At 39.3% G+C, this 20,012-nt stretch carries 18 protein-coding genes; 5 read left to right on the top strand and 13 right to left on the bottom strand.

The window, feature by feature from the left end; translation table 11 throughout:
- Positions 1 to 28 precede the first annotated feature (28 nt).
- The gene (locus PaeCFBP13512_RS06055; RefSeq protein WP_137221876.1) at positions 29 to 922 is read right to left on the bottom strand and encodes a fumarylacetoacetate hydrolase family protein; all 894 of its coding nucleotides are present in this window, start codon (positions 920 to 922) and stop codon (positions 29 to 31) included.
- Positions 923 to 1,005: 83 nt separating this feature from the next.
- Positions 1,006 to 1,317 (bottom strand): L-rhamnose mutarotase, encoded by a 312-nt coding sequence (locus PaeCFBP13512_RS06050; RefSeq protein WP_069328300.1) that lies wholly within the window; start codon positions 1,315 to 1,317, stop codon positions 1,006 to 1,008.
- A gap of 280 nt (positions 1,318 to 1,597) precedes the next feature.
- Here PaeCFBP13512_RS06050 and PaeCFBP13512_RS06045 point away from each other — a divergent pair, with 280 nt between their 5' ends.
- Genes PaeCFBP13512_RS06045 through PaeCFBP13512_RS06035 form a run of 3 tightly spaced genes read left to right on the top strand, consistent with a single transcriptional unit; the run spans position 1,598 to position 4,313 of the window.
- Positions 1,598 to 2,722: an ABC transporter ATP-binding protein gene (locus PaeCFBP13512_RS06045; protein ID WP_069328299.1), complete on the top strand. Its 1,125-nt coding sequence runs from the start codon at positions 1,598 to 1,600 to the stop codon at positions 2,720 to 2,722.
- Complete coding sequence (locus tag PaeCFBP13512_RS06040; RefSeq protein ID WP_069328298.1) at positions 2,722 to 3,375, top strand: ABC transporter permease; 654 nt, start codon at positions 2,722 to 2,724, stop codon at positions 3,373 to 3,375. Before PaeCFBP13512_RS06045 ends, PaeCFBP13512_RS06040 begins: the two co-directional genes overlap by 1 nt.
- Before the next feature lie 26 nt (positions 3,376 to 3,401).
- A complete protein-coding gene (locus tag PaeCFBP13512_RS06035; RefSeq protein ID WP_241669294.1) occupies positions 3,402 to 4,313 on the top strand; it encodes a glycine betaine ABC transporter substrate-binding protein in 912 nt (303 codons plus the stop codon).
- A 71-nt stretch (positions 4,314 to 4,384) separates the two neighbouring features.
- On the opposite strand, the gene bshB2 is transcribed toward PaeCFBP13512_RS06035, so the two are convergent.
- The 8 genes from bshB2 to PaeCFBP13512_RS05995 all read right to left on the bottom strand — a co-directional run bounded on the left by bshB2 (position 4,385) and on the right by PaeCFBP13512_RS05995 (position 11,697).
- Positions 4,385 to 5,077 (bottom strand): bacillithiol biosynthesis deacetylase BshB2, encoded by a 693-nt coding sequence (gene bshB2, locus PaeCFBP13512_RS06030; protein ID WP_137221872.1) that lies wholly within the window; start codon positions 5,075 to 5,077, stop codon positions 4,385 to 4,387.
- Positions 5,077 to 5,421, bottom strand: a complete 345-nt coding sequence (locus tag PaeCFBP13512_RS06025) for a YojF family protein (protein ID WP_069328295.1) — start codon at positions 5,419 to 5,421, stop codon at positions 5,077 to 5,079. Before PaeCFBP13512_RS06025 ends, bshB2 begins: the two co-directional genes overlap by 1 nt.
- 248 nt (positions 5,422 to 5,669) lie before the next feature.
- Positions 5,670 to 6,836 carry a rhamnogalacturonan acetylesterase gene (locus PaeCFBP13512_RS06020; protein WP_441343321.1) on the bottom strand — a complete coding sequence of 389 codons (1,167 nt, stop codon included), beginning with the start codon at positions 6,834 to 6,836 and terminating at the stop codon, positions 5,670 to 5,672.
- Positions 6,837 to 7,073: 237 nt separating this feature from the next.
- A complete protein-coding gene (locus PaeCFBP13512_RS06015) occupies positions 7,074 to 7,502 on the bottom strand; it encodes a universal stress protein (protein WP_069328294.1) in 429 nt (142 codons plus the stop codon).
- 68 nt (positions 7,503 to 7,570) lie between these two features.
- Positions 7,571 to 8,662 carry a YhgE/Pip domain-containing protein gene (locus PaeCFBP13512_RS06010; protein ID WP_069328293.1) on the bottom strand — a complete coding sequence of 364 codons (1,092 nt, stop codon included), beginning with the start codon at positions 8,660 to 8,662 and terminating at the stop codon, positions 7,571 to 7,573.
- Positions 8,663 to 8,761: 99 nt separating this feature from the next.
- The gene (locus PaeCFBP13512_RS06005; protein WP_069328292.1) at positions 8,762 to 9,193 is read right to left on the bottom strand and encodes a MarR family winged helix-turn-helix transcriptional regulator; all 432 of its coding nucleotides are present in this window, start codon (positions 9,191 to 9,193) and stop codon (positions 8,762 to 8,764) included.
- 89 nt (positions 9,194 to 9,282) lie between these two features.
- Complete coding sequence (locus PaeCFBP13512_RS06000) at positions 9,283 to 9,534, bottom strand: YolD-like family protein (protein WP_069328291.1); 252 nt, start codon at positions 9,532 to 9,534, stop codon at positions 9,283 to 9,285.
- A gap of 174 nt (positions 9,535 to 9,708) precedes the next feature.
- Positions 9,709 to 11,697, bottom strand: coding sequence for a glycoside hydrolase family 127 protein (locus PaeCFBP13512_RS05995; RefSeq protein WP_137221870.1), 1,989 nt, complete (start codon positions 11,695 to 11,697; stop codon positions 9,709 to 9,711).
- 200 nt (positions 11,698 to 11,897) lie between these two features.
- Between PaeCFBP13512_RS05995 and PaeCFBP13512_RS05990 the strand changes: the two genes are divergently transcribed.
- The gene (locus PaeCFBP13512_RS05990) at positions 11,898 to 13,232 is read left to right on the top strand and encodes an MATE family efflux transporter (RefSeq protein WP_069328289.1); all 1,335 of its coding nucleotides are present in this window, start codon (positions 11,898 to 11,900) and stop codon (positions 13,230 to 13,232) included.
- Between the two features lie 98 nt (positions 13,233 to 13,330).
- Here PaeCFBP13512_RS05990 and PaeCFBP13512_RS05985 read toward each other — a convergent pair whose 3' ends face one another.
- Positions 13,331 to 14,095, bottom strand: coding sequence for an SDR family NAD(P)-dependent oxidoreductase (locus PaeCFBP13512_RS05985; RefSeq protein WP_137221868.1), 765 nt, complete (start codon positions 14,093 to 14,095; stop codon positions 13,331 to 13,333).
- A 206-nt stretch (positions 14,096 to 14,301) separates the two neighbouring features.
- Between PaeCFBP13512_RS05985 and PaeCFBP13512_RS05980 the strand changes: the two genes are divergently transcribed.
- The gene (locus PaeCFBP13512_RS05980) at positions 14,302 to 15,969 is read left to right on the top strand and encodes a putative bifunctional diguanylate cyclase/phosphodiesterase (protein WP_137221866.1); all 1,668 of its coding nucleotides are present in this window, start codon (positions 14,302 to 14,304) and stop codon (positions 15,967 to 15,969) included.
- A 110-nt stretch (positions 15,970 to 16,079) separates the two neighbouring features.
- Here PaeCFBP13512_RS05980 and PaeCFBP13512_RS05975 read toward each other — a convergent pair whose 3' ends face one another.
- Together PaeCFBP13512_RS05975 and PaeCFBP13512_RS05970 are read right to left on the bottom strand one after the other, a co-directional pair.
- Entirely contained in the window at positions 16,080 to 18,221 is a 2,142-nt protein-coding gene (locus PaeCFBP13512_RS05975; RefSeq protein WP_193555940.1) for a glycoside hydrolase family 6 protein, read from the bottom strand.
- 475 nt (positions 18,222 to 18,696) lie between these two features.
- On the bottom strand, positions 18,697 to 19,662 hold the full coding sequence (locus PaeCFBP13512_RS05970) for a hypothetical protein (protein ID WP_137221862.1): 966 nt from the start codon (positions 19,660 to 19,662) through the stop codon (positions 18,697 to 18,699).
- Positions 19,663 to 20,012: the final 350 nt, after the last annotated feature.

Here is a 20,012-nt window from a genome sequence, read left to right as displayed (position 1 = left end):
CCTGTGCCTTCAAAAATATCGTTTGATTCTATTTAGCCGATACAAATGTATTCGTTAATCTGCCTAGCTTTTCAATTTCAATTGTAACTTCGTCACCAGACTTTAACCAGACTCGTTCTTCTTCTGGTTTGCCCAAAATCACGCCTTCGGGTGTACCCGTCAAAATAATATCACCCGGATTAAGCGTCATATGCTGAGAAAGATAATGAATAATATAACGACAATCGAAGATCATATCAGATGTATTGGAATGTTGGACTTGTTCTCCATTTAGATAGGCACTGATCTGGAGCTGGTTGGGATCGCCAACTTCATCAGCTGTAACCAGATAAGGACCAATCGGTGCAAAATCGGGACATGTTTTGCCTAGTAACCATTGACTGGTCAGCATCTGTAGATCACGTGCAGAGACATCATTAGCGGCGCAATAACCAAATACATAATCTAAAGCCTCTTCTGTACTCACCTGACTCGCTTGCTGACCGATTACTATACATAGCTCTGCTTCGTAATCGACTTGTGTGCTGGCTTGTGGGAGCGTTACAGATTGTAGATGACCTGCTACCACATCAGAGAATTTGCTAAAAACAACAGGTGTTTGCGGAATCGGTGCATTTGTTTCTTCTGCATGACGGCGATAATTAAGACCAATACAGATCAACTTACCGGGGCTTGGTATTACAGGCAACCATTCGATATCTTGTTCAGCAATCGCTTGAGCTAAAAGTTCAGTGGTGTGTTGTTCTAAGATGTGTTGAAGCTGTATATGTAATCCATGTTGAGACCAGAGATCGTCCATGTGTACAGGAAGGGTTAACGAGGAATCGACAAAAGGTTGTAAAGCAGACATAGGTACAATCACATCATCTAATGCGATACCTATGTGTTGCTGTTGTTGATAACTAAAATGAACATATTTCATATCAGAACACCTCCAACACTAATCATGACAGGCTGAAGGTGTTCTTTCAACTATTCTCTAATAGGATATTACTAGAAATAAGATTAATTATGGTAATGAAACACTTCAGGAATGACTTCAGATGTGGTTCCTTGCGGATTAGCAATCAACATATCTGACATAAAAGTCTGCCAGCGCTGATTAGCAGGATGCACAGCTAGTTGATCCATCGCTGATTGATAGTGATCTACTTCCATATAGGCAAATAGAGTGCCTTCATGCAAAAAAATACTATACGTGTGAATCCCTACTTCTCCAAACGCTTGCAACAATTCTGGATAAACCGCTTGATGGCGTTCAATATACTCTTTTTGATCTTTCGGATCAATATGTAAAACAAAAGAAACGCGTTCCATCTTCAACATCCTTCCTTTTATTTGTTCGATAGATTCACTTTAAATTGTAAGCGTTATACCTCAAATAATCAAAAGACTTCTTCATCTTTTTTTAGACATTTTTCGACCGTTTTCATAAAATTATGACTTTGTATATTGTTTCAAATGTATAAATTAGGTCTAAATACATGGAGCTCAATCAATTGTTATACGCATGATGAACCTAACTCTTTTTTAGAATCATTATTGAAATGTCAATGGTTGTACATACCAAAATAAAATAGATAAAGGAGTACAAGTTATGATTAAATTCGAAAATGTAAGCAAAACGTACCCCGATGGTTTTCAAGCCGTCAAGTCACTTAATTTTGAAATAAAAGATGGAGAATTTTTGGTGTTTATTGGCCCCAGCGGATGTGGTAAAACGACTACCATGAAAATGATTAACCGCCTAGTCTCTCATACAGGAGGTACTTTATCTGTAGATGGCAAAGATATCAAAAAACAAGATCCTGTGAAATTACGCCGTACGATGGGCTATGTGATTCAGCAAGCAGGACTGTTTCCTCATTACACGATTGAACAAAATATTGCTCTAATGCCTGAACTTAAAGGCTGGGATGAGAAGAAGAAAAAAGATAGAGTGATTGAAATGCTCAACTTGGTAGGTCTTGATCCTGAACTATTTGCCAAGCGTTATCCTAAAGAATTATCAGGTGGACAGCAACAACGTGTCGGTGTAGCCCGTGCTCTAGCCGCTGACCCTGATATTGTACTGATGGACGAGCCTTTTGGAGCACTTGATCCTATTACACGTGAGCAATTGCAAGATGAGTTATTACGTCTACAACGTGATTTGAAAAAAACGATCGTTTTCGTTACGCATGACATGGATGAAGCTTTGAAATTAGGCGATCGAATCGCAGTTATGAAAGATGGCGAGTTATTGCAACTGGATACGCCTGATATGTTACTACGCGAACCTTCTCATGGTTTTGTAGAAGAATTTATAGGTAAAAACAGATTGTATCAAAATCCTGAGTATATTCCGGTTACCGATCTGATGCGTAAAGATCCTTCCACTTCTCTTCCAGATCGTAGCCCGGGTAAAGCTATTACCTTTATGCGCCAACGCAAAACAGATACGTTATTGATTACCGATACACAAGGTATATTGCTAGGGATTGTATCTGCCTATGATGTATTGGCTAATATCGATACAGTAGCCACGATAGGCGAAATTATAAAGCCTGTCACACATATGTTAAAACCAACAGATACTGCGCAAGATGCTTTGCTAAATGTCGTTGAAGCGAAAAACGGTATTCTACCTGTTGTCGATGAACAAGGAAAATTAGTAGGTATAGTGACTCGTGGGACTTTGCTGACCATGTTTGCTAATCACTGGGCTGGAGGCGAAGTATAATGGAAAACATATCTTTGTGGGAGCAATTTATCCGTCAATTTAACCTTCGTGGTCCAGAACTGATTGGAGCAACAGGGGTTCATATCAAATTAGTATTAATATCGATGTTGATTGCTATTGTTATCGGGGTACCGGCAGGTATTCTAGTCGCACGTGTGAAAGGATTACGCACACCCATTATTGGAGTCGCTAGTATTTTGCAGACGATTCCGGGACTGGCTCTACTGGGCTTTATGATTCCGATCTTCGGTATCGGTACGATTACAGCCGTAGCTGCATTGTTCTTATATTCTCTGCTACCTGTGATTCGTAATACATTTACAGGGATCAAAGATGTCGATCCAGCTATTATTGAAGCTGCCAAAGGTATGGGTCTAACCAGCCGTCAAATATTGTTCCGTGTTCAGCTTCCACTCGCATTATCTGTGATTATGGCGGGAATTCGGACAGCAACTGTTATTAATGTAGGTACAGCAACGTTAGCTGCTTTTATAGGCGCTGGTGGTTTAGGTGACTTTATCTTCCTTGGAATTACTCGTAATATTGATGCCCTTATTCTATTAGGTGCTATTCCTGCAGCTATCCTTGCATTAGTATTTGATTACTTGCTTGGGTTGGTAGAACGTTGGACAACACCACGAGGATTGAAATAAGGAATCTGAACGCAGGAGGAATGATGATGAAGCGAAACAAACGCTGGATAACGTTATTGATATGTATAGTGACGATCACAAGTCTGCTCACAACAGCTTGTAGCAGTTCATCCGCTACAGAGGGTACAACTGGCGGTGAAATTACCATTGGCTCCAAAAACTTTACCGAAAACATTATATTAGCTTATCTAATGGCAGATATGATTGAAAATCGTACCGGTATCAAAGTCAACCGTAAAGTCAATCTAGGTGGATCAAGTGTTGCTTGGACCGCTCTTCAAAATAACAATATTCAATTGTATCCTGAATACACAGGAACGATTGTTGCCAACTATTATCAACAAGAAACTACCAATTCTAAAGAAACATTAGCAAGCGCTAAACGATTGATGAAAAAAGATGATTTGCAATTTATTGCTCCTTTTGGATTCAGTAATACGTATTCTCTGGCGGTTAACCAAGAAACGGCACAAAAGTATAACTTAAAAACATTCAGTGATCTAGCCAAAGTATCGCCTAATCTTGAATTAGCGTCAGAATTTGAATTTACCGATCGTGCAGATACGTATCCTGGATTGAAGAAGAAGTACAATATGATCTTCAAAGATGTTAGAGGTATGGATCAAGGTATTAAGTACCGTTTGATCGGACAACATGATACTGATGTGGTGAGTGTCTATTCTACTGATGGTCAGATCAAGCTTAATAATCTATTTGTACTCAAAGACGACAAGCACTTTTTCCCGCCTTATGATGCAGGCGTAGCTGTTCGTTCAGAGACACTTAAAAAATATCCAGCGATCAAGGAAGCTTTGGATGCATTACAAGGTCAAATCAATGAACAAGAAATGCAGATTATGAATGCCAAAGTCGATCAGGGTTACCGTGAAGATGATGTTGCTCATGAATTTCTGATCTCTAAAGGATTAATTAAATAATCACAACAAAAAGCCGCCCTACCCTTCTGATGTGAAGGAATAGGTCGGCTTTTTTTATAACAACATACGTCTTAAACAGAATGTGTCCAGAAACGTTCTTTACCAAAACGTTCTTTGATTTCTTTATCTTTTAATTTGTTCTGACCTAGCATTTCTACCGCTTGAAATTGCGAGCGATGGGCTTGGATCGATTTCATTTTATTTTCTAAAAAATCGCTAACATCATTCTCAATATCAGGTTGACCTAATTCAGCATAGCAGTTTTTGGAAAATGCCATTGTATGCAGTAATGGACGTTCGCTTTGAGGCAGACGTTCTACAGCACGTACAACAGCGGCTCCTGTCGCATCATGATCAGGGTGAACACTATATCCTGGAGAGAAGGTAACGATCAAGGATGGCTTGAGTTCAACGATTAGATCGTAAATAGTACCATCTAATACTTCTTTAACTTCAAACTCGATCGTTTTATCATGGAACCCGAGCATGCGCAAATCTTGGATGCCTATCGCTTCTGCAGATTTTTCCAATTCACCTTTACGAATCGTAGGCAGACCAATTCGGTTGGTAAATGGTGGAATCCCCATATTACGTCCCATTTCGCCAAATGTGAGGCAAGCATAAGTCACTTGTCCTCCTTGTGCAATATGCTTCGCTAGTGTACCTGATAAACTGAATGCTTCATCATCAGGATGTGGCAATACGACAAGGATACGAGAATCAGCAGGAATCAGAGAAAATGTAGTTTTTTTATTATTGTCCATTAGAAAGGCTCCTTACTGAGTTGCAAAGCAACTACTAATTTACCTTGCGTATCATGACCAGCTAGAATCAGACGTTCTTGTTCGGTTTCTTCATAATGAGTAAGTCCTTCTGAATAAACCCAACCTTTTTCTGTTTTAAGTCCAACACGATATGGACCTTCGCCAGAAATAGAACCATGAATATAGCGTAATGTCGCATTACTGATAAAAGTAGCGGCTGGATGCTTGGTACTATCCAAATGAGCGGCATAGGCTCCAGTGGTCATTTCCAAATGAATATACAAATCTTGATCTTGTAGATCATCGATTCGTTGTTGAATCAAAGTTGGTTCGATAAGTAACATAATATATCCTCCATCAGGTCTGACCTTCTATAACAGAAGATCGGATTAAGTTATTCATACAATGAAAAAGCTCAACGTATATAGTCTACCTTTCACAGTCGAGCATAGCAATACTTAAGGTATTATACTATAGTTTCTTTAGTTATGTATGAACATAATAAGTCATCATATATGAAAAAAGCTTCTCCCTATATAAGCGAAGAAGCTTTGGATATACAGAAGTACCACTTTCATTCCTCGTTCAACGATTAATATAACCCTTGGGCTTTCATATTTTCAACAACAATACGAGCAAGCTGGGTGGCGCCAGCATAATTAGGATGTAATGTATCACCGTTCATATACAATGCTAATGTAGCATTTGCCCCGATCGAAGTGAAATAAGCAGAACTGAGTACATTTAGATCAATTAACGGAACATTGGTTTCTTGAGCCACTGCTATCGTTGCTCCGCGGTACCAACGACCTTCTGCATGATGGACACCTGCACTATCAAAATCAGTTGCTCTGCCTTGAGGTGTAGATAGAATAACTGTAGCGCCTTTGGCTTTCACTTGATTCACCATATCTCGCATAATATCTTTGAATTGTGCTTCTGTCGTATTATTTTTGACATTCGTATCATTGATACCCAGTTGCACAATAAAGTAATCGCCCGGCTTAATGTATTTCAAAATGGCTTCCAGTTGTCCATCATCACGGAATCCACGCGCAATTTGTCCACCGGATGCCATATTGCGTATGAGATAATCGTTCTTGTTAATAAATTGAGGTAACATCTGTCCCCATCCACCTTGTACACTGCTAGTCAAAGGATAATAATTTGCTACTGTGGAGTCGCCACCTACGTAGATCGTTGGATGAGTGGTCGGATTGGTCGATACTTGTGTAATTTCAAGTGCGCTTAATGTAAAGGCAGCCCCTGCTTTGCCCTCTGTGACTAAGAAGTTAAGCTGACCATCGGTAATCGGAATCTGGAATTGATCAGTCGCATTGTTTCCCGTCATATTAATCAACTGATATACCCCTTCTGCGGCTACACTAGAACGCGTGGTGTTACCGAGTGTCACTTTCACTTCATATAATCCATTAGGTAGATCAACGTTAAAAGTATTACTACTTTTCGTTCCAAAGGTGACAAATTGTACTGCATCACTAGCTACACCTGTCCCTGAAGCAGATACATTTTTGATATTGGCTGGCGTGTTAAATCCATAGCCTGTTGAAGCAGTATAAGCGGTCGAAGCTTGTACGCCTGTATATCCAGAAGTCACTGCACCGCCACCAAAATCAAATTTGTAAGCGGTTGCAGAAGCGTCTACAGAAGAAGATGTTCCCCACGATGTACTTAATAACCCTCCGATCAACATCATACAGCTGATTTTGCCCCATTTGTTAAGTAATTTGCTGTTCATGATTTGTCCTCCTTCAAAATGTTAACGTTTTCATTTCACTTTGTAACTATTCGCTTTGTACGATATTTTATCCTTTATCTGGATCAAAATATCATTTATAGAAATGTAGAAATAGTCTGTATAAGAATATCGATCCACTGATTGAGCATGAATATAGACGCCTACAAAAACACCCAATACCCTTCTCTAACTGAGAGAAAAGATATTGGGTGTCTGTACATCCTTTATTTGATTCGTTTATTTCACAATCATAACAGGAGATTTGGCGCGCTGTGTTACATAATGACTAACACTACCCATTACAAATTCACTTACAGTACCTAGCCCACGACTACCCATAATAATCAGATCTGCTTCAATGCTGTCTGCATACTTAACGATACTTTTACCCGCACTGCCTTGAATCACTGTGGCTTGAGCATTAGGAATAGTGGAGATCAATTGACGTAGATTAAGGCGTACATCCTCTTCTTCATGGTCAAAATAAGATTCTAGTTCATGTGTAGGAATCACTAACGGTTGTTGCAAAATCTCTGTAGACGTTGAATCTACATACAATACTTCAATCTGAGCTTTTAGTTCTGTTCCAAGACCAATCGCTTTCTCTAACGCTTTTTGAGAATGTTCTGAGCCATCATAAGGAACTAGAATGTGTGATAATGACATCGTTAACGCCTCCTTTTGGAATAGTACAGATAATACATACACAACAACCTTGTTCAGTCTACTGGAGATTAGTGACTATTTGCCGGATGATTGATAGGGCTTGGTGCTGGCTTGATCAGCGCTGTACGAATCCATGTGATTCCAAAAGTGACAATCGCTATCCATAGTAAATGAATCACAAATGAGGATACAGAAGCCCCACTATAAATTAACCTTAAATAGCCTTGTATAGCATTTGGAGCTGGTAAAAAGTGTCCTACATTTCGATATAAAGGAGATAACATAGCAGCAGGGATGATATTTCCTGCGGTCATCAACTGAAGCGGAATTAACGCTACGTTGAATAATGGAGCCACATTGCCGAATAAAGCGAACGCCATTTGTGTAACAGCAATACAGGAAATGTAGACCAATAGATGAAAGCTCCACATTTGCCAGAATGAAGCGGCTGTATCTGCGAATAGCGTGGCTACTGTCGTAATCAGTAATGAAGCTACGATAGAGATTGCCAGCAGTAATATCTGTCTTCCCCAAAAGATCTGCCACTTACTATGATCACGCTTTAACATCATAGATGCAATGTTTAATTGGATATTCATGGTCATAACACCAACATATGTGACAAAACCTAAGATCATAGGCAACATTGAAATGGCAAAATTAGAAATATCATGTGTTTTGACCACATTTGTAGTCACGATTTCTTGATGAACATCAGCAAAAGCATGTTCGCCTATCGTCGAGGAAATTTGTGCAGCAGAACTTTGTACGATGGACTTCGCAATATCGGAGTTCCCTTGATTGATATAATAATTCATCTGAGTACTGCCATTGCTCGCTACATCTTCGGTGAAATGAGCAGGAATAGAAATAACCATGGTCAGTTCACCATTATCCATATGTTGTTGTGCTTCGTTTAACGACGGATAAGATTGAGTCTTGTATGGAACCCCTGTAGCGATCGCTTGAGCAATATTATCACCTGCTGTTCCGTCTTCATTGACAATACCTACCACCAGTTGATCCACTCGCTCTGTAGCTCCGTGATAACCCGTCATCCAGAATAATAAAAAGACTAAAGGTACAAAAATAGAAAATACGATCCCTACCTTAGTCTGGGTAATGCCCAAAAAATCTTTAAACGTTTTGAATACAGTCATTCTTTTCTCCTCCAAATACAACTTTTCTTTTTAAAATTACATGCATAGAATATAAATGGTTATGCATGTATTACGCCAAAAAATATCCAGCTGACAGTATCAGCGGGATAAATGGTCAAACAATTGATTGATTGTGGCAATAAACTGTTTTACTTGTTCCGGTGGAAATAGGCTATTGATCTCATCATCAACCTCTTTCATAATCGGCTGTGTGGTTGCGATCAATGCTTGTCCTTGCGCAGTCAAATGCAATAATACAGCTCGGCGATCAGCAGGATCTACTGTACGTGTGATCAGTTTTTTATTTTCCAATCGATCAATCGTTTTACCAATACTGGTCTGATCTTTAGAAAATAATTCAGCTAATGCTTTCTGAGAAATGCCTACGTGAACCACAAGGTTGTTCAGAACTCCAAATTGTTCTGGAGTGATATTATAATCCTGTAAAAGATGAGAAGCTTTTTTCTTATAAGCCAAATATGTTCTGGATAACAGCAAACCTAGCGGGTCTTGCTCTTGATTAAATGACATAAGTTATCCTCCAAAAAAAATACTAGCATAGCAGATAATCGGCTATGCTAGTATATTCTGAATATCATTATTTTGTCAAAACAATTTATTTAATCTCTCGGGTAATTTACACCCATAATATCCATAAATTTGACTTTATGAAGTTCTTCTTCATATTGTACATGTACTCGACCTGTACGTGGATCCATATTTACAATCTGACCGCGTACAGGTTCTTCTGTACCCCAGACAGTCAGCAAAATTTCCGATTTTTCTTGATAGGCTTCAGTAAGTTGATTACCGATCTCTTCTAGTACAAATTCATCCCGTGTTGGACGCTTTGCTACTTTTGCTTTAGCCAAAATTAACCCCCCTTTACACTTCTCTATTCTATTTTACATTTAACTGCATATTGATTCAATAGTTTAAGCTAAAAAATAAGCACAAATGTTCGCTTTTTTCGTTAAATTGACATTTTTTCATACTATTTTCTGCAAAATAAAGAGATGCGACATCTAAATATCGCATCTCTTGTCCTACTTAGTTGATGAAGTTGTAGAAAAGGCTTCACTTTTACGAATCCAGACGGCCATATCGCCTTCACCACGATTTGCCCACAGGAAGTAAGGAATCGCTGTAAATGGTTGTTGTTGAGGTATCGGAGTACTATCCTGATACAGATTGTCGCCCCATCCCTCTTCTTGCTCTCGCACAGCTGTACCTTCAATGACGATCGTTCCTCCTAGCAACTGTGGATCGAATCGGGCAGTCAATAGCTGTTCAGGATGAATAGATAATGCTGAGATCAATTCTCCATTATCTGCTTGCTCCAGACAGTATACTAATGGGCCATATTGTAAAGCGACCTTGCCCGCTGTAGCCCGCAGTCTTGGATGACTATGAATCACTTGTACGTGCATCTCCATATTCCATTCTATAACATCACTTACTGACCATTCTCGCTGAATATAGATATATCCATCACGCAATAAGGACTCATAAGTTATTGCTTCACCGTTGATCGTAAGCGTAGCTTGTTTACACCAATTGGGTAAACGCAAAGCCAATGTAAACAATTGAGGTTGTTGTAATTGAAAAGAAAAACGAGTCGCTCCATTCCACGGGTATCCACTTTCTTGCTGAATAACGACTTGGTGTTCTCCAAGTGTTAATTGTGCTTCCCCACCGATATACAGATGCGTATATATCGTATCTTGATCAGTACTATAGATGTATTGCCCTAATGAACTGACCAGACGTGCAATATTAGGAGGGCAACAGGAACAGCCAAACCATTTCTGACGTACAGGCTTTACATGATGCTTGCCTGGATTATGATGACAAGCAGACGGCCAGACTTCTAATGGATTCACATAGAAATAATGCTTACCATCCTGCGCCATGCCGCCAATGACTGTATTGTATAAAGCTCGTTCTAACACATCGGCATATTCGCTTTTGGCTTCAATCTGTAGCATTCGATGAGCAAAAAAGACTATTCCTACTGCTGCACAAGTCTCTGAATACCCTGTATCATTAGGAAGATCATAATCAATAGTAAAAGCCTCACCATGATGCGTAGAACCAATTCCGCCTGTGATATACATCTGCTTGTGCACCATGTTGTTCCACAATGTCTGGCAAGCTTCATATAGACTTTTATCGTCGGTTAAACCAGCCAGATCAGCCATCGCTGTATACATATAGACTGCACGAACAGCATGCCCTACTGCTTCTTTTTGTTCACGTACTGGCACATGAGCCTGACTGTATTTCAGATTAATTTCATTTGTTTTACCTACAAAAAAGTTGATGCGATCCCGTTGTTCCCATTCTTGCTCTAGAAAGTTAGGTTGCTGTCCACGTTCATCAATAAAAAATTGGCTCAGTTGCAAGTAACGTTGTTCTCCGGTTAAACGGTATAATTTCACAAGTGCTAGCTCAATCTCTTGATGACCATCATAGCCACGTAATTGACCTTCTTTGGTGCCAAATATGGTATCAATATAATCCGCTAGACGGCAGACCACATCAAGCAGTTTGCGTTTACCTGTTGCTTGGTAATAAGCTACTCCAGCTTCAATCATATGCCCTGCTGTATACAGTTCATGACAATCCGCTAGATTAGTCCAACGTTTATCCGGTTCTTTGATTGTAAAATATGTATTTAGATATCCATCTTCACCTTGCGCTTCAGCAACAAGATCAATCACTTGATCGGTCATCTGTTCCAAGGCAGAATCAGGATGTGTCATTAATGAATACCCTACGGCTTCGATCCATTTCGCTACATCGGTATCTTGAAAAACAAATCCATTAAATTCCCCTTCTTTGCGACCCGCAGCAATCTCAAAATTCTGAATAGCATAACTGGGTTCAGCATCAGCAATACGGTCATGTAGAGCATCATATTGATAAGGAATCACAACTTCACGCACCAGTTTATTATATTTCGTCCAAAATTCATCTTGAATACGAACTTCTTTCGGTGTAACTGTGGTCAACACGTTATCATTTTTGAGCATAGCGATTCTCTCCTTTATAGTGGTAGTAAAGTACACTTTCTTTCTAATATGATTACGCTTTCAATATTATTGTTTAGGTTGTTATTAATTAATATCACATTCATTAACGATACACAATGATTTCCAACTATAAATTCAACAATCTATTCACAAATTGTTTAATCGTATTCATTTCGATTAATTTATGGTATAACAAAAGTATGAAAACATTACAATCTTCTACTCCACCTAATTATCGTAGTTATCTTGCTTTAAGTATTCCGTTAATTATTTCTACAGTAACTACTCCCCTTCTTGGTGCAGTAGATACTGCTGTTGTTGGTCATTTATCAAGTAGCATTTACATAGGTGGCGTTGCAATTGGTACTCTTATCTTCAATACATTGTACTGGTTATTTGGATTTCTAAGAGTAAGTACGTCTGGATTTGCAGCACAAGCCAAAGGCGCCGGAGAATTAGAACGTGGCTTCTCCGAATTGGTTCGTCCGACCATCATTGCTCTGCTTATCGGTTTCCTATTTATTGTGTTACAGTATCCTATTTTACAAGGTGTACTGGCATGGATCAGACCTGATGCAGATATTCGTGAGCAAGCTTCTATTTATTTTCATATTCGTATCTGGGGTGCTCCGGTAACTCTGCTGAATTATGTTATTCTGGGTTGGCTCATCGGAATGGCGCATGTGAGGCAGACTTTATTTGTCCAGATAGGGATTAATGTACTCAATATGATTTTGGCGATCGTATTTGTACATGTATTTCACTGGCAAGTTGCAGGTGTCGCTTCAGCTACATTGATTGCAGAGATTATCGGGCTAGTATTCGGGATCTTTCTGATCTGTCGTTCTCCTTATTTCAAATGGGGATCGATATCGCAAGCAGGTCTATTTAATCGTGAAGCTTTACGCCGTATGATCAGTGTGAATAGCGATTTATTTATTCGTACGATCTGTCTGTTAGCAATGTTCAATATCTTTACAGCGAACAGTACTTCATTCGGCCCTGAGATGTTGGCTGCGAATGCTATTTTGTTACAAGTCCATTATATTATGGCTTACTTTTTTGATGGATTTGCCAATGCCAGTAGTATTTATGCGGGTCAAGCTGGTGGATCGCGTAACCCATTGTTACTACGGCAGACGATTCGGTGGTCATGGTACAGTTCATTTCTGCCAGCGCTATTGATCGTGATCGTCTACTGGGTGTTCCATCAACCATTATTGGGATTATTTACAGATTCAGCATCTACAATTGCACTGGCTAATGAATATAGCCCCTGGTTGTTACTGTTTCCTCTAGTGACAGGTGCAGGTCTTGTATTCTATGGATTATTTACAGGGTTATCTGTCACTGCTCCTATTCGTAATTCTATGATAATCTCTTTTGTATTATTTGTAGCGGTGCTCTGGATTGCTGTTCCTCTGTATGGCAACCATGGATTATGGTTAGCTTTTATCGTTTTTGGCTTAGCGCGAAGTGTATTTTTGTTAATACGTCTTCCTCGCTTGTTAGAAGCTGTTCCTACCAAATCATAAAAGTCCGCTGCATAAGTAAAATAACTAAAAGAGCCACACTTATGATAAGTGTGACTCTTTTTTGGTATCTATATACGTTTGTCTTTTATTATATCATCTTAAAATTCTTGATCGGTTGGGCGAATCAATACTTCATTGATAGCCACATGCTTAGGACGTGTCACTACATATTCGATAGCATCTGCAATATCTTGAGATTCTAGCGGTGTAATATCACCAAATAGCTTACCCATCTCTTCCATAACTTCAGAGCGTACATGTGAAGATAATTCGGTCTGTACAACGCCTGGCTCTATTAAGCCTACACGTACCCCACGACCTGTCACTTCTTGACGAAGAGCTTCACTAAAAGCAACAACTCCAAATTTGGTCATATTGTAGACAGCAGAACCTGCGCCTGCACGACGACCTGCTACCGAACTAATATTGATCAGATCGGCTACTTTGCGCTCTGACTGCTCTGCGGCTTTCAGTAAATGTGGCAATGCAGCATGAGAAATATGCAATAGTCCATTCACATTGATCGACACCATACGATCCCATTCTTCTGTCGGTGCATTTTCTGCTGGACCTAATAACATCACACCAGCATTGTTGATGACAATATCCAAACGATTATATTTTTGAATCGTTTGTTCAATCGCTTGTTGTGCTTGTACTTGATCGGTAATATCTGCTTCAATCACGAATGCTGCTCCACCTTGAGAAGTAATATCAGCAGCTAATTGATCCAGACGGTCTTTACGACGTGCTACGACCACTACCGTTGCGCCTTGTGCAGCCAGAGTCTTAGCGGTTGCTTCCCCTATTCCACTACTTGCGCCTGTAACGAGGGCTACCGTTCCTTGTAATTTCTGTGCCATCTATAACACTCCTTTTATATGGATAAAATACACATATCTATAGTCATATACCCTTAAAAAGAATAGCACAATCAAATTTTGAACAATTCATTTAAAAAAAGAAGTTCATTTTTTCTTCATATATGCTCTATACATACCGATGAAACCTATTATATATTAAAAATAATTTTAAGATTATGATTTGTATGGTAAAGGAGTGGACCTAAATGAATAACGAAGATTCACTGATTCATCCGCTTCTTAAGTTAGCTTTTGATGCTATGGAAGATCTAGTGTATATTATGGCTGTCGAGAATCGACAATTCGTATATTGTTATGTCAATCGGAAGGCAGAATTGTCTAGTGGAATCACTAGCGAATATATGGGTAAAAACTTTTTTGAGCTATACAGTGAACGGAATCAATATGAAATGGCTCAATATTTGCATAACAAATATTCCAAAGTACTTATTCAAGCACAAAGTGTACGTTTTGATGAAGGGCATCTTTTGCCTACCGGAACATTAAGCGGAGATAGTATCATTTCTCCTATCTTTGATGAACATCAAAATATTACTCATCTCGTCTGCATGACTCGTAGTTATGATGAACGTCATCATTATCAAGAGAAAATGCAGTATTACGCCTATCATGATGAATTGACTCAATTATTGAATCGGCGCTTTCTGTATGAGTTCGTGACTCAACCTGCTTATTTATTTATGTTTGATATTGATAATCTTAAGTATGTAAATGATACTCTGGGTATGGAAAGTGGAGATACTTTATTAGTTGAAGTTGCCGGTCGTCTTAAACGCAATTTCAGTTCCGACTATATCAGTATTCGTTTGAGCGGGGATGAATTTATACTGGTATCTAATCGAGAACAAGAACATCCCGAACAGATGGCGAAGATTATTATCTCTCTTATGAATGAACCTTTTCTATTCAACAATCATCAAATTAAGATTAACGTCAGTGTAGGGATCGCTTTCTTCTCGGAAGATATCAATATCTCGATTGCTTTGAGACGTGCTGATATTGCCCTATACCATGCCAAAACAAGCGGACGTAACAAACATCATTTGTTCTGTGAAAGTACGCAGTACGAGCAAGTGGTACGTTTTAATTACGAACTGGCACTGAACAGTTGTCTGGAAAAAGAAGAACTGCAATTATTGTATCAGCCGATCTATGGCAATAAGCAAAAGCAGGTCGTTGCGGTCGAAGCTTTATTACGATGGAAAAAAGATCATAAATATATGGTTTCTCCAGCTGACTTTATCCCTGTCGCTGAACAAACAGGTCTGATTATTCCGATAGGGGAATGGGTGATTCGTCAGGCTTGCCGTGATCTGACTATTATTCAAGCCAAATATGGACAACAGACGAAGATTGCTATTAATATTTCCAGAATTCAATTAAGTGAACCTGATTTTATTGATCGAATTAATCAGATTCTCAAAGAAGAAAACGTTAATCCACGTTATATTGATCTCGAAATTACGGAAAGTGTAGCTATGATCGATACGGTTAGTGAACGCTCTTCACTACTCAAATTACGTGAACAAGGATATACGATCTCTATTGATGATTTTGGGACAGGGTATTCTTCACTCAGTACACTTACTCGTCTTCCCATCGACAATATCAAAATAGATCGTTCTTTTGTGGCGCAAATGAACCCTCCTGTGCTTAAAGCTCTACTTGCGATGGCAGAGGCACTGGAACTGCATGTGGTTGCTGAAGGCATTGAAGAAGAAGAACAATGGCGGCAGTTGATCGAATTGGGATGTAACGACTTTCAAGGATATTGGATCAGTTATCCGATGCCACTTGCAAGCTTACCGGATCTTCCCCATTTTCTTTCTTCGTTTTCAAACGATTACTTATAATTCTTGTCATGCTTATGATAATTATACAAAAGACCTTATCCCTAAAAGGACAAGGTCTTTTGCTGTTGAGCATAGTTAGCAGATGGTCATATGCGCATTATGCTTATTTATTATTGCGCTACACCCCATGTTAATGTATTGCCTTTGTACAATGTTACTTTGTTCCAATCTGCATACGAAGTCTTGGTTGCGTCAAAAGAATAATCGTTGCTTTCATCTAGTGGAGACCAATCATTTTTGGCCATACGTAGTTGAATATCGCCTGTCTGTGCACTAGGTTGAAGTGCTCCAGCGCCAGCAGTAAAGCCTACTTCTACGTAATTAGGTGTAAATGTAGTTGTTACGTTGCTTTGACCTACTTGCGCCCAATCGACCCAAGCAGTCATATCTGCTGATCCTTCTTTAGAGAAATAATAACGCAATTTGAGATCGCTAAGATTCACAGCCGCTGTACCATTGTTTTTGATATTAAAATAAGGTTTGATCTGGCTATCATTAACATTGGTATCTCCCGCACGATACTGAACCACAAGATCACCTGCTGGTGTAGGTGTTGGATCTGTTGGTGTCGGTGGGTCTGTTGGTGTTGGCGGTGTAGTTGTCGTCGCTTGTGGCTTAGCACTCACCACAGACGAATTTACACTTGAACCTGCTGTGTTATTTGCAGTAATAGCATAATAATACGTTGTTCCATTTGTAACTGCTTTGTCTGTGTACAATGTGGTTGTAATATTAGCACCTACAGTAGTTAAAGCTCCTGTGGCACTCGTTCCTCTTTTCACCGTATAGCTAGTAGCTCCTGTTGCCGATGACCAGTTCAATTTGACTTGACCATCTTCAGCAGTTGCTTTAAGACCTGTTGGTGCAGTAGGAACCGTTACTGGAACTGGAGTTGTAGGTGTTGTAGAACCGCCTACAGCTGGATAAGAATTGTTGATTAACATCACGAATTGATCATGGAACCAAGCACCAGAGATAGGTGCGTTAGGCAATGCACCGGTTAATACGCCATCGGCTGTTGTAAATGTAGGATCACACATACGGTCAAAGCCTTTGCCTTCATTGTTGGGAATCAGTGAGCTAGAACCATCGGATTCACCTGGAGGTTTAACCCATACATACGCATCCAAGTGAGCACCTGGAGCTGATGTTGGAGCTACACCAATACCTGCTCCACTAGCATTACACCAGTTACCACGGTGATCGCGGCGGTCTACGCGTCCAGAGTTCACATAGGTATTGATATCATTTCCAATAGCGGCAACTGGACGGTTAGGTCCACCCCATCCGTTACGGCCTGTATCAATCAAGAATCCAATACCACTTGGCCAGCCTGCACTGACAAAATCCTTATACAATGCGCCTGTAAAATCAGTTTCGTCAAAGTAAGGATTCCATTCGTAGAATTTGGACGATTTGATCGGTTGTCCACCGACATTTAGATCAGGATTAGGAAGATTAGGTTCATTCAGCGGTGTTGTATTCGCTGTGTTAGTTACAAACCCATCTACACTCGCAAGACCTGCTGTTGTAGATTGCACCACTTTAGTATACAAAGAGACCGTTGCTGTACGGTTGTTATCCCATCCCAACCAACCGGAGTGACCGATATCAAGGTAATTGTATACATTTGGGATTGCATGAAGTTTGTTTAAAGCGTATTTTACGCCCGCTTCATAGATTCCAGTTGAACTAGCTTGAGCACAACGTGCATCACTCAAGTTCGTCACCAGATTGGGTAAGCTATCCGGTTCGATTACGTTTACAATACGAATATCTTGATATTTAGGATTAGCGAAAATATCGGCAATCACATCAATATATTCTGTTTTGTATCGTTCTAACCCTGCCGGTGTTAAAGGTAGTTCGCCATTAGAAGCTAAAGCATGACAATCCCGTCCAGGAAGATCATAAATTACAAAGCTTGCTGTAATCGGGGTATTTCCTTTTTTCTGGGCTAACGCTGCATCCAAATGAGCTTCCAAGCTAAGACGACCTGCATTGTTCGCACCACCGCCTATCGCGTCAATCCGATCTAACCAGACGGATGTAGGATAGGACTTTATGGTTTCCATTTTTGCTTTGAGTGAAGCATCACTTACTTTCGCAATTGAGGCATTAACTTCTTTGGCATAATCAGGATTCACATACGCAGTCGCGCCAACAAACGGATTATCGACATGGGCTTCAGCATAAGCTGCTGGAGTAGAAAGTACAGGCAAAAGACTTCCAGTTAATAGTGAAACGGCCATCGTGTACTTCAATGTTTGCCAGATACTTTTTTTGGATTTCAAAAAATTCACCTTTCTTTCTTAAGTAATTTGGGTGGATCATGTGTATCCATTCGAAAAGTAAGCGTTATCTTTTTGGCTTACGTTTGCTTGTTCCCCTTCTGAATCACCTCCTCAGGGCTGATTATACTGAAAGTTTTTACTGGTGTAAATTGGTAATTATGGATTTAATTTGTTTATAATATTCAAAAATGTTAACGTTTTCATCTGTTTTTTTATATATCACAATGACACATATGTTAGTTTATGCGGAATTCATTTATAGACCGTTTAAGTAAGCCACCTTTACCATTTCCTAATTACCATATAATTCCATGTAATTTTTTCACTGTCAAAATGCAAAAAAAGTGCTTCTCTCACCCGTAGGCAAAAGAAACACTTTGATTTTATTCAGAAATGATATAAATTTCAGTACTATTTTAGTTCGAAAATGATCTTATTGAGCTGTAATCGACCAGTTTGTCACATTCAATTTACCGCTACCACTCATCACATCTGTACCGAATTTCACGCCACTTACATAATCAAAGGAGTTCAATTCGTTACGATCTAACAAGTTTTTGATAAAGGTAGAGATGTTCAAGTTTACGCTATCTGTATTCTCTGTTCTTACAAAAGTATAAACATTTCCATTCATACTATTGAAGTTCGATTGACCTTCCATATCACTATTCATGCCTTTGCGATACACATCCCAATTAGCACCATCTAGACTCACTGTGCCTAGAGATTCGCCCCATGTTGCTGTGGTCGTTTTCATATCTTGGTTTGTTGTTGAAGTAGAATCATTTTTATTCTCGACTACAGTTGAAGCATTCTGTGAAGTAGAAGTGACTAATTTTACAATATCAGAAGGTTGAGACTCTGCTCCTGCCCACTGCGTATTATGGATAAATACCGTATATCCTGTGCTATAATCACCTGTTGCTTCTTCAGTCGAATAGCTCACTGAAGTATTGATATCTTTCATTTGGCTTTGACGAGAGCTAGAGCTACTACTATTACTGCGTCTGTTCTCGTTGTCTTTATAGATTTGGACAGGGAAGTTACCTGCATTCTCATAACCTGGTGTCCAGTTCCAACCGTAAGAGATTGCTGGAGAAGATTGTGTACCTGTCATGTCTGCTGCATATGCCCAGTTATAACCGAAAGATGAATTGGTATCATAAAAGATCGACTGCGCAGAATCTTGATTTTCACCAGTCATTGTACTATTTGAATTATTCATGCCCGACCAACCTGTATTCGCTAGATAACCATTCGTACCGAGACTATAACTGCCATTTACATTATTTGAAGTCTCAGCTGCTGCTGAAGCTGCACCGGGTAGAAGTAAAGAAGCACTGATTGCAAACGTAGCTAATGCAAAAATAGGTTTTTTGAATGTCGTTGATTTTTTCATGATGTTACCTCCAGTAGAATTATAGTTAGTGAGTATCAGGAAAAAATGCTATCGATATAGATCAAGAAAGAACGATCTATTTTTAACTGTGCACAAAAAAAGCACAGTATAGACCACAGAAGAATATGTATCATTCTTGTTCTCTCTATTTCAAATGAAGAGATCGTTTATCCCAAGCATAATACGATATGTACTACCATCATGCTTCGAGATAAACGCTTCATTTGGATAAATCTTCTTTAACGTAGAAGATAATATATCGACTACTTCCTATTTATAACTTACCCAACACCGGTTCAACATAACCGAATTTGATAACCATTTTTTGTAAAAATATCATTTCGTCTTAA

Origin of the sequence: Paenibacillus sp. CFBP13512, from assembly GCF_005233705.1 — a bacterium.
Lineage (GTDB): Bacteria > Bacillota > Bacilli > Paenibacillales > Paenibacillaceae > Saccharibacillus > Saccharibacillus nuruki.
Note: the sequence above shows the minus strand (reverse complement) of the source record. Positions and strands in the feature narration are given on the sequence as shown.

What these genes read in the sequence shown, in the direction of transcription:
- PaeCFBP13512_RS06050 (WP_069328300.1), bottom strand. Translation starts at nt 1,317, where the DNA reads ATGGAACGCGTTTCTTTTGTTTTACATATTGATCCGAAAGATCAAAAA.
- PaeCFBP13512_RS06015 (WP_069328294.1), bottom strand. Translation starts at nt 7,502, where the DNA reads ATGTCATTATCACACATTCTAGTTCCTTATGATGGCTCAGAACATTCT.
- PaeCFBP13512_RS06045 (WP_069328299.1), top strand. Translation starts at nt 1,598, where the DNA reads ATGATTAAATTCGAAAATGTAAGCAAAACGTACCCCGATGGTTTTCAA.
- PaeCFBP13512_RS06005 (WP_069328292.1), bottom strand. Translation starts at nt 9,193, where the DNA reads ATGTCATTTAATCAAGAGCAAGACCCGCTAGGTTTGCTGTTATCCAGA.
- PaeCFBP13512_RS05970 (WP_137221862.1), bottom strand. Translation starts at nt 19,662, where the DNA reads ATGAAAAAATCAACGACATTCAAAAAACCTATTTTTGCATTAGCTACG.
- bshB2 (WP_137221872.1), bottom strand. Translation starts at nt 5,077, where the DNA reads ATGGACAATAATAAAAAAACTACATTTTCTCTGATTCCTGCTGATTCT.
- PaeCFBP13512_RS05985 (WP_137221868.1), bottom strand. Translation starts at nt 14,095, where the DNA reads ATGGCACAGAAATTACAAGGAACGGTAGCCCTCGTTACAGGCGCAAGT.
- PaeCFBP13512_RS06055 (WP_137221876.1), bottom strand. Translation starts at nt 922, where the DNA reads ATGAAATATGTTCATTTTAGTTATCAACAACAGCAACACATAGGTATC.
- PaeCFBP13512_RS06035 (WP_241669294.1), top strand. Translation starts at nt 3,402, where the DNA reads ATGAAGCGAAACAAACGCTGGATAACGTTATTGATATGTATAGTGACG.
- PaeCFBP13512_RS05995 (WP_137221870.1), bottom strand. Translation starts at nt 11,697, where the DNA reads ATGCTCAAAAATGATAACGTGTTGACCACAGTTACACCGAAAGAAGTT.
- PaeCFBP13512_RS05980 (WP_137221866.1), top strand. Translation starts at nt 14,302, where the DNA reads ATGAATAACGAAGATTCACTGATTCATCCGCTTCTTAAGTTAGCTTTT.
- PaeCFBP13512_RS06020 (WP_441343321.1), bottom strand. Translation starts at nt 6,836, where the DNA reads ATGAACAGCAAATTACTTAACAAATGGGGCAAAATCAGCTGTATGATG.
- PaeCFBP13512_RS06040 (WP_069328298.1), top strand. Translation starts at nt 2,722, where the DNA reads ATGGAAAACATATCTTTGTGGGAGCAATTTATCCGTCAATTTAACCTT.
- PaeCFBP13512_RS05990 (WP_069328289.1), top strand. Translation starts at nt 11,898, where the DNA reads ATGAAAACATTACAATCTTCTACTCCACCTAATTATCGTAGTTATCTT.
- PaeCFBP13512_RS06025 (WP_069328295.1), bottom strand. Translation starts at nt 5,421, where the DNA reads ATGTTACTTATCGAACCAACTTTGATTCAACAACGAATCGATGATCTA.
- PaeCFBP13512_RS06010 (WP_069328293.1), bottom strand. Translation starts at nt 8,662, where the DNA reads ATGACTGTATTCAAAACGTTTAAAGATTTTTTGGGCATTACCCAGACT.
- PaeCFBP13512_RS05975 (WP_193555940.1), bottom strand. Translation starts at nt 18,221, where the DNA reads ATGGCCGTTTCACTATTAACTGGAAGTCTTTTGCCTGTACTTTCTACT.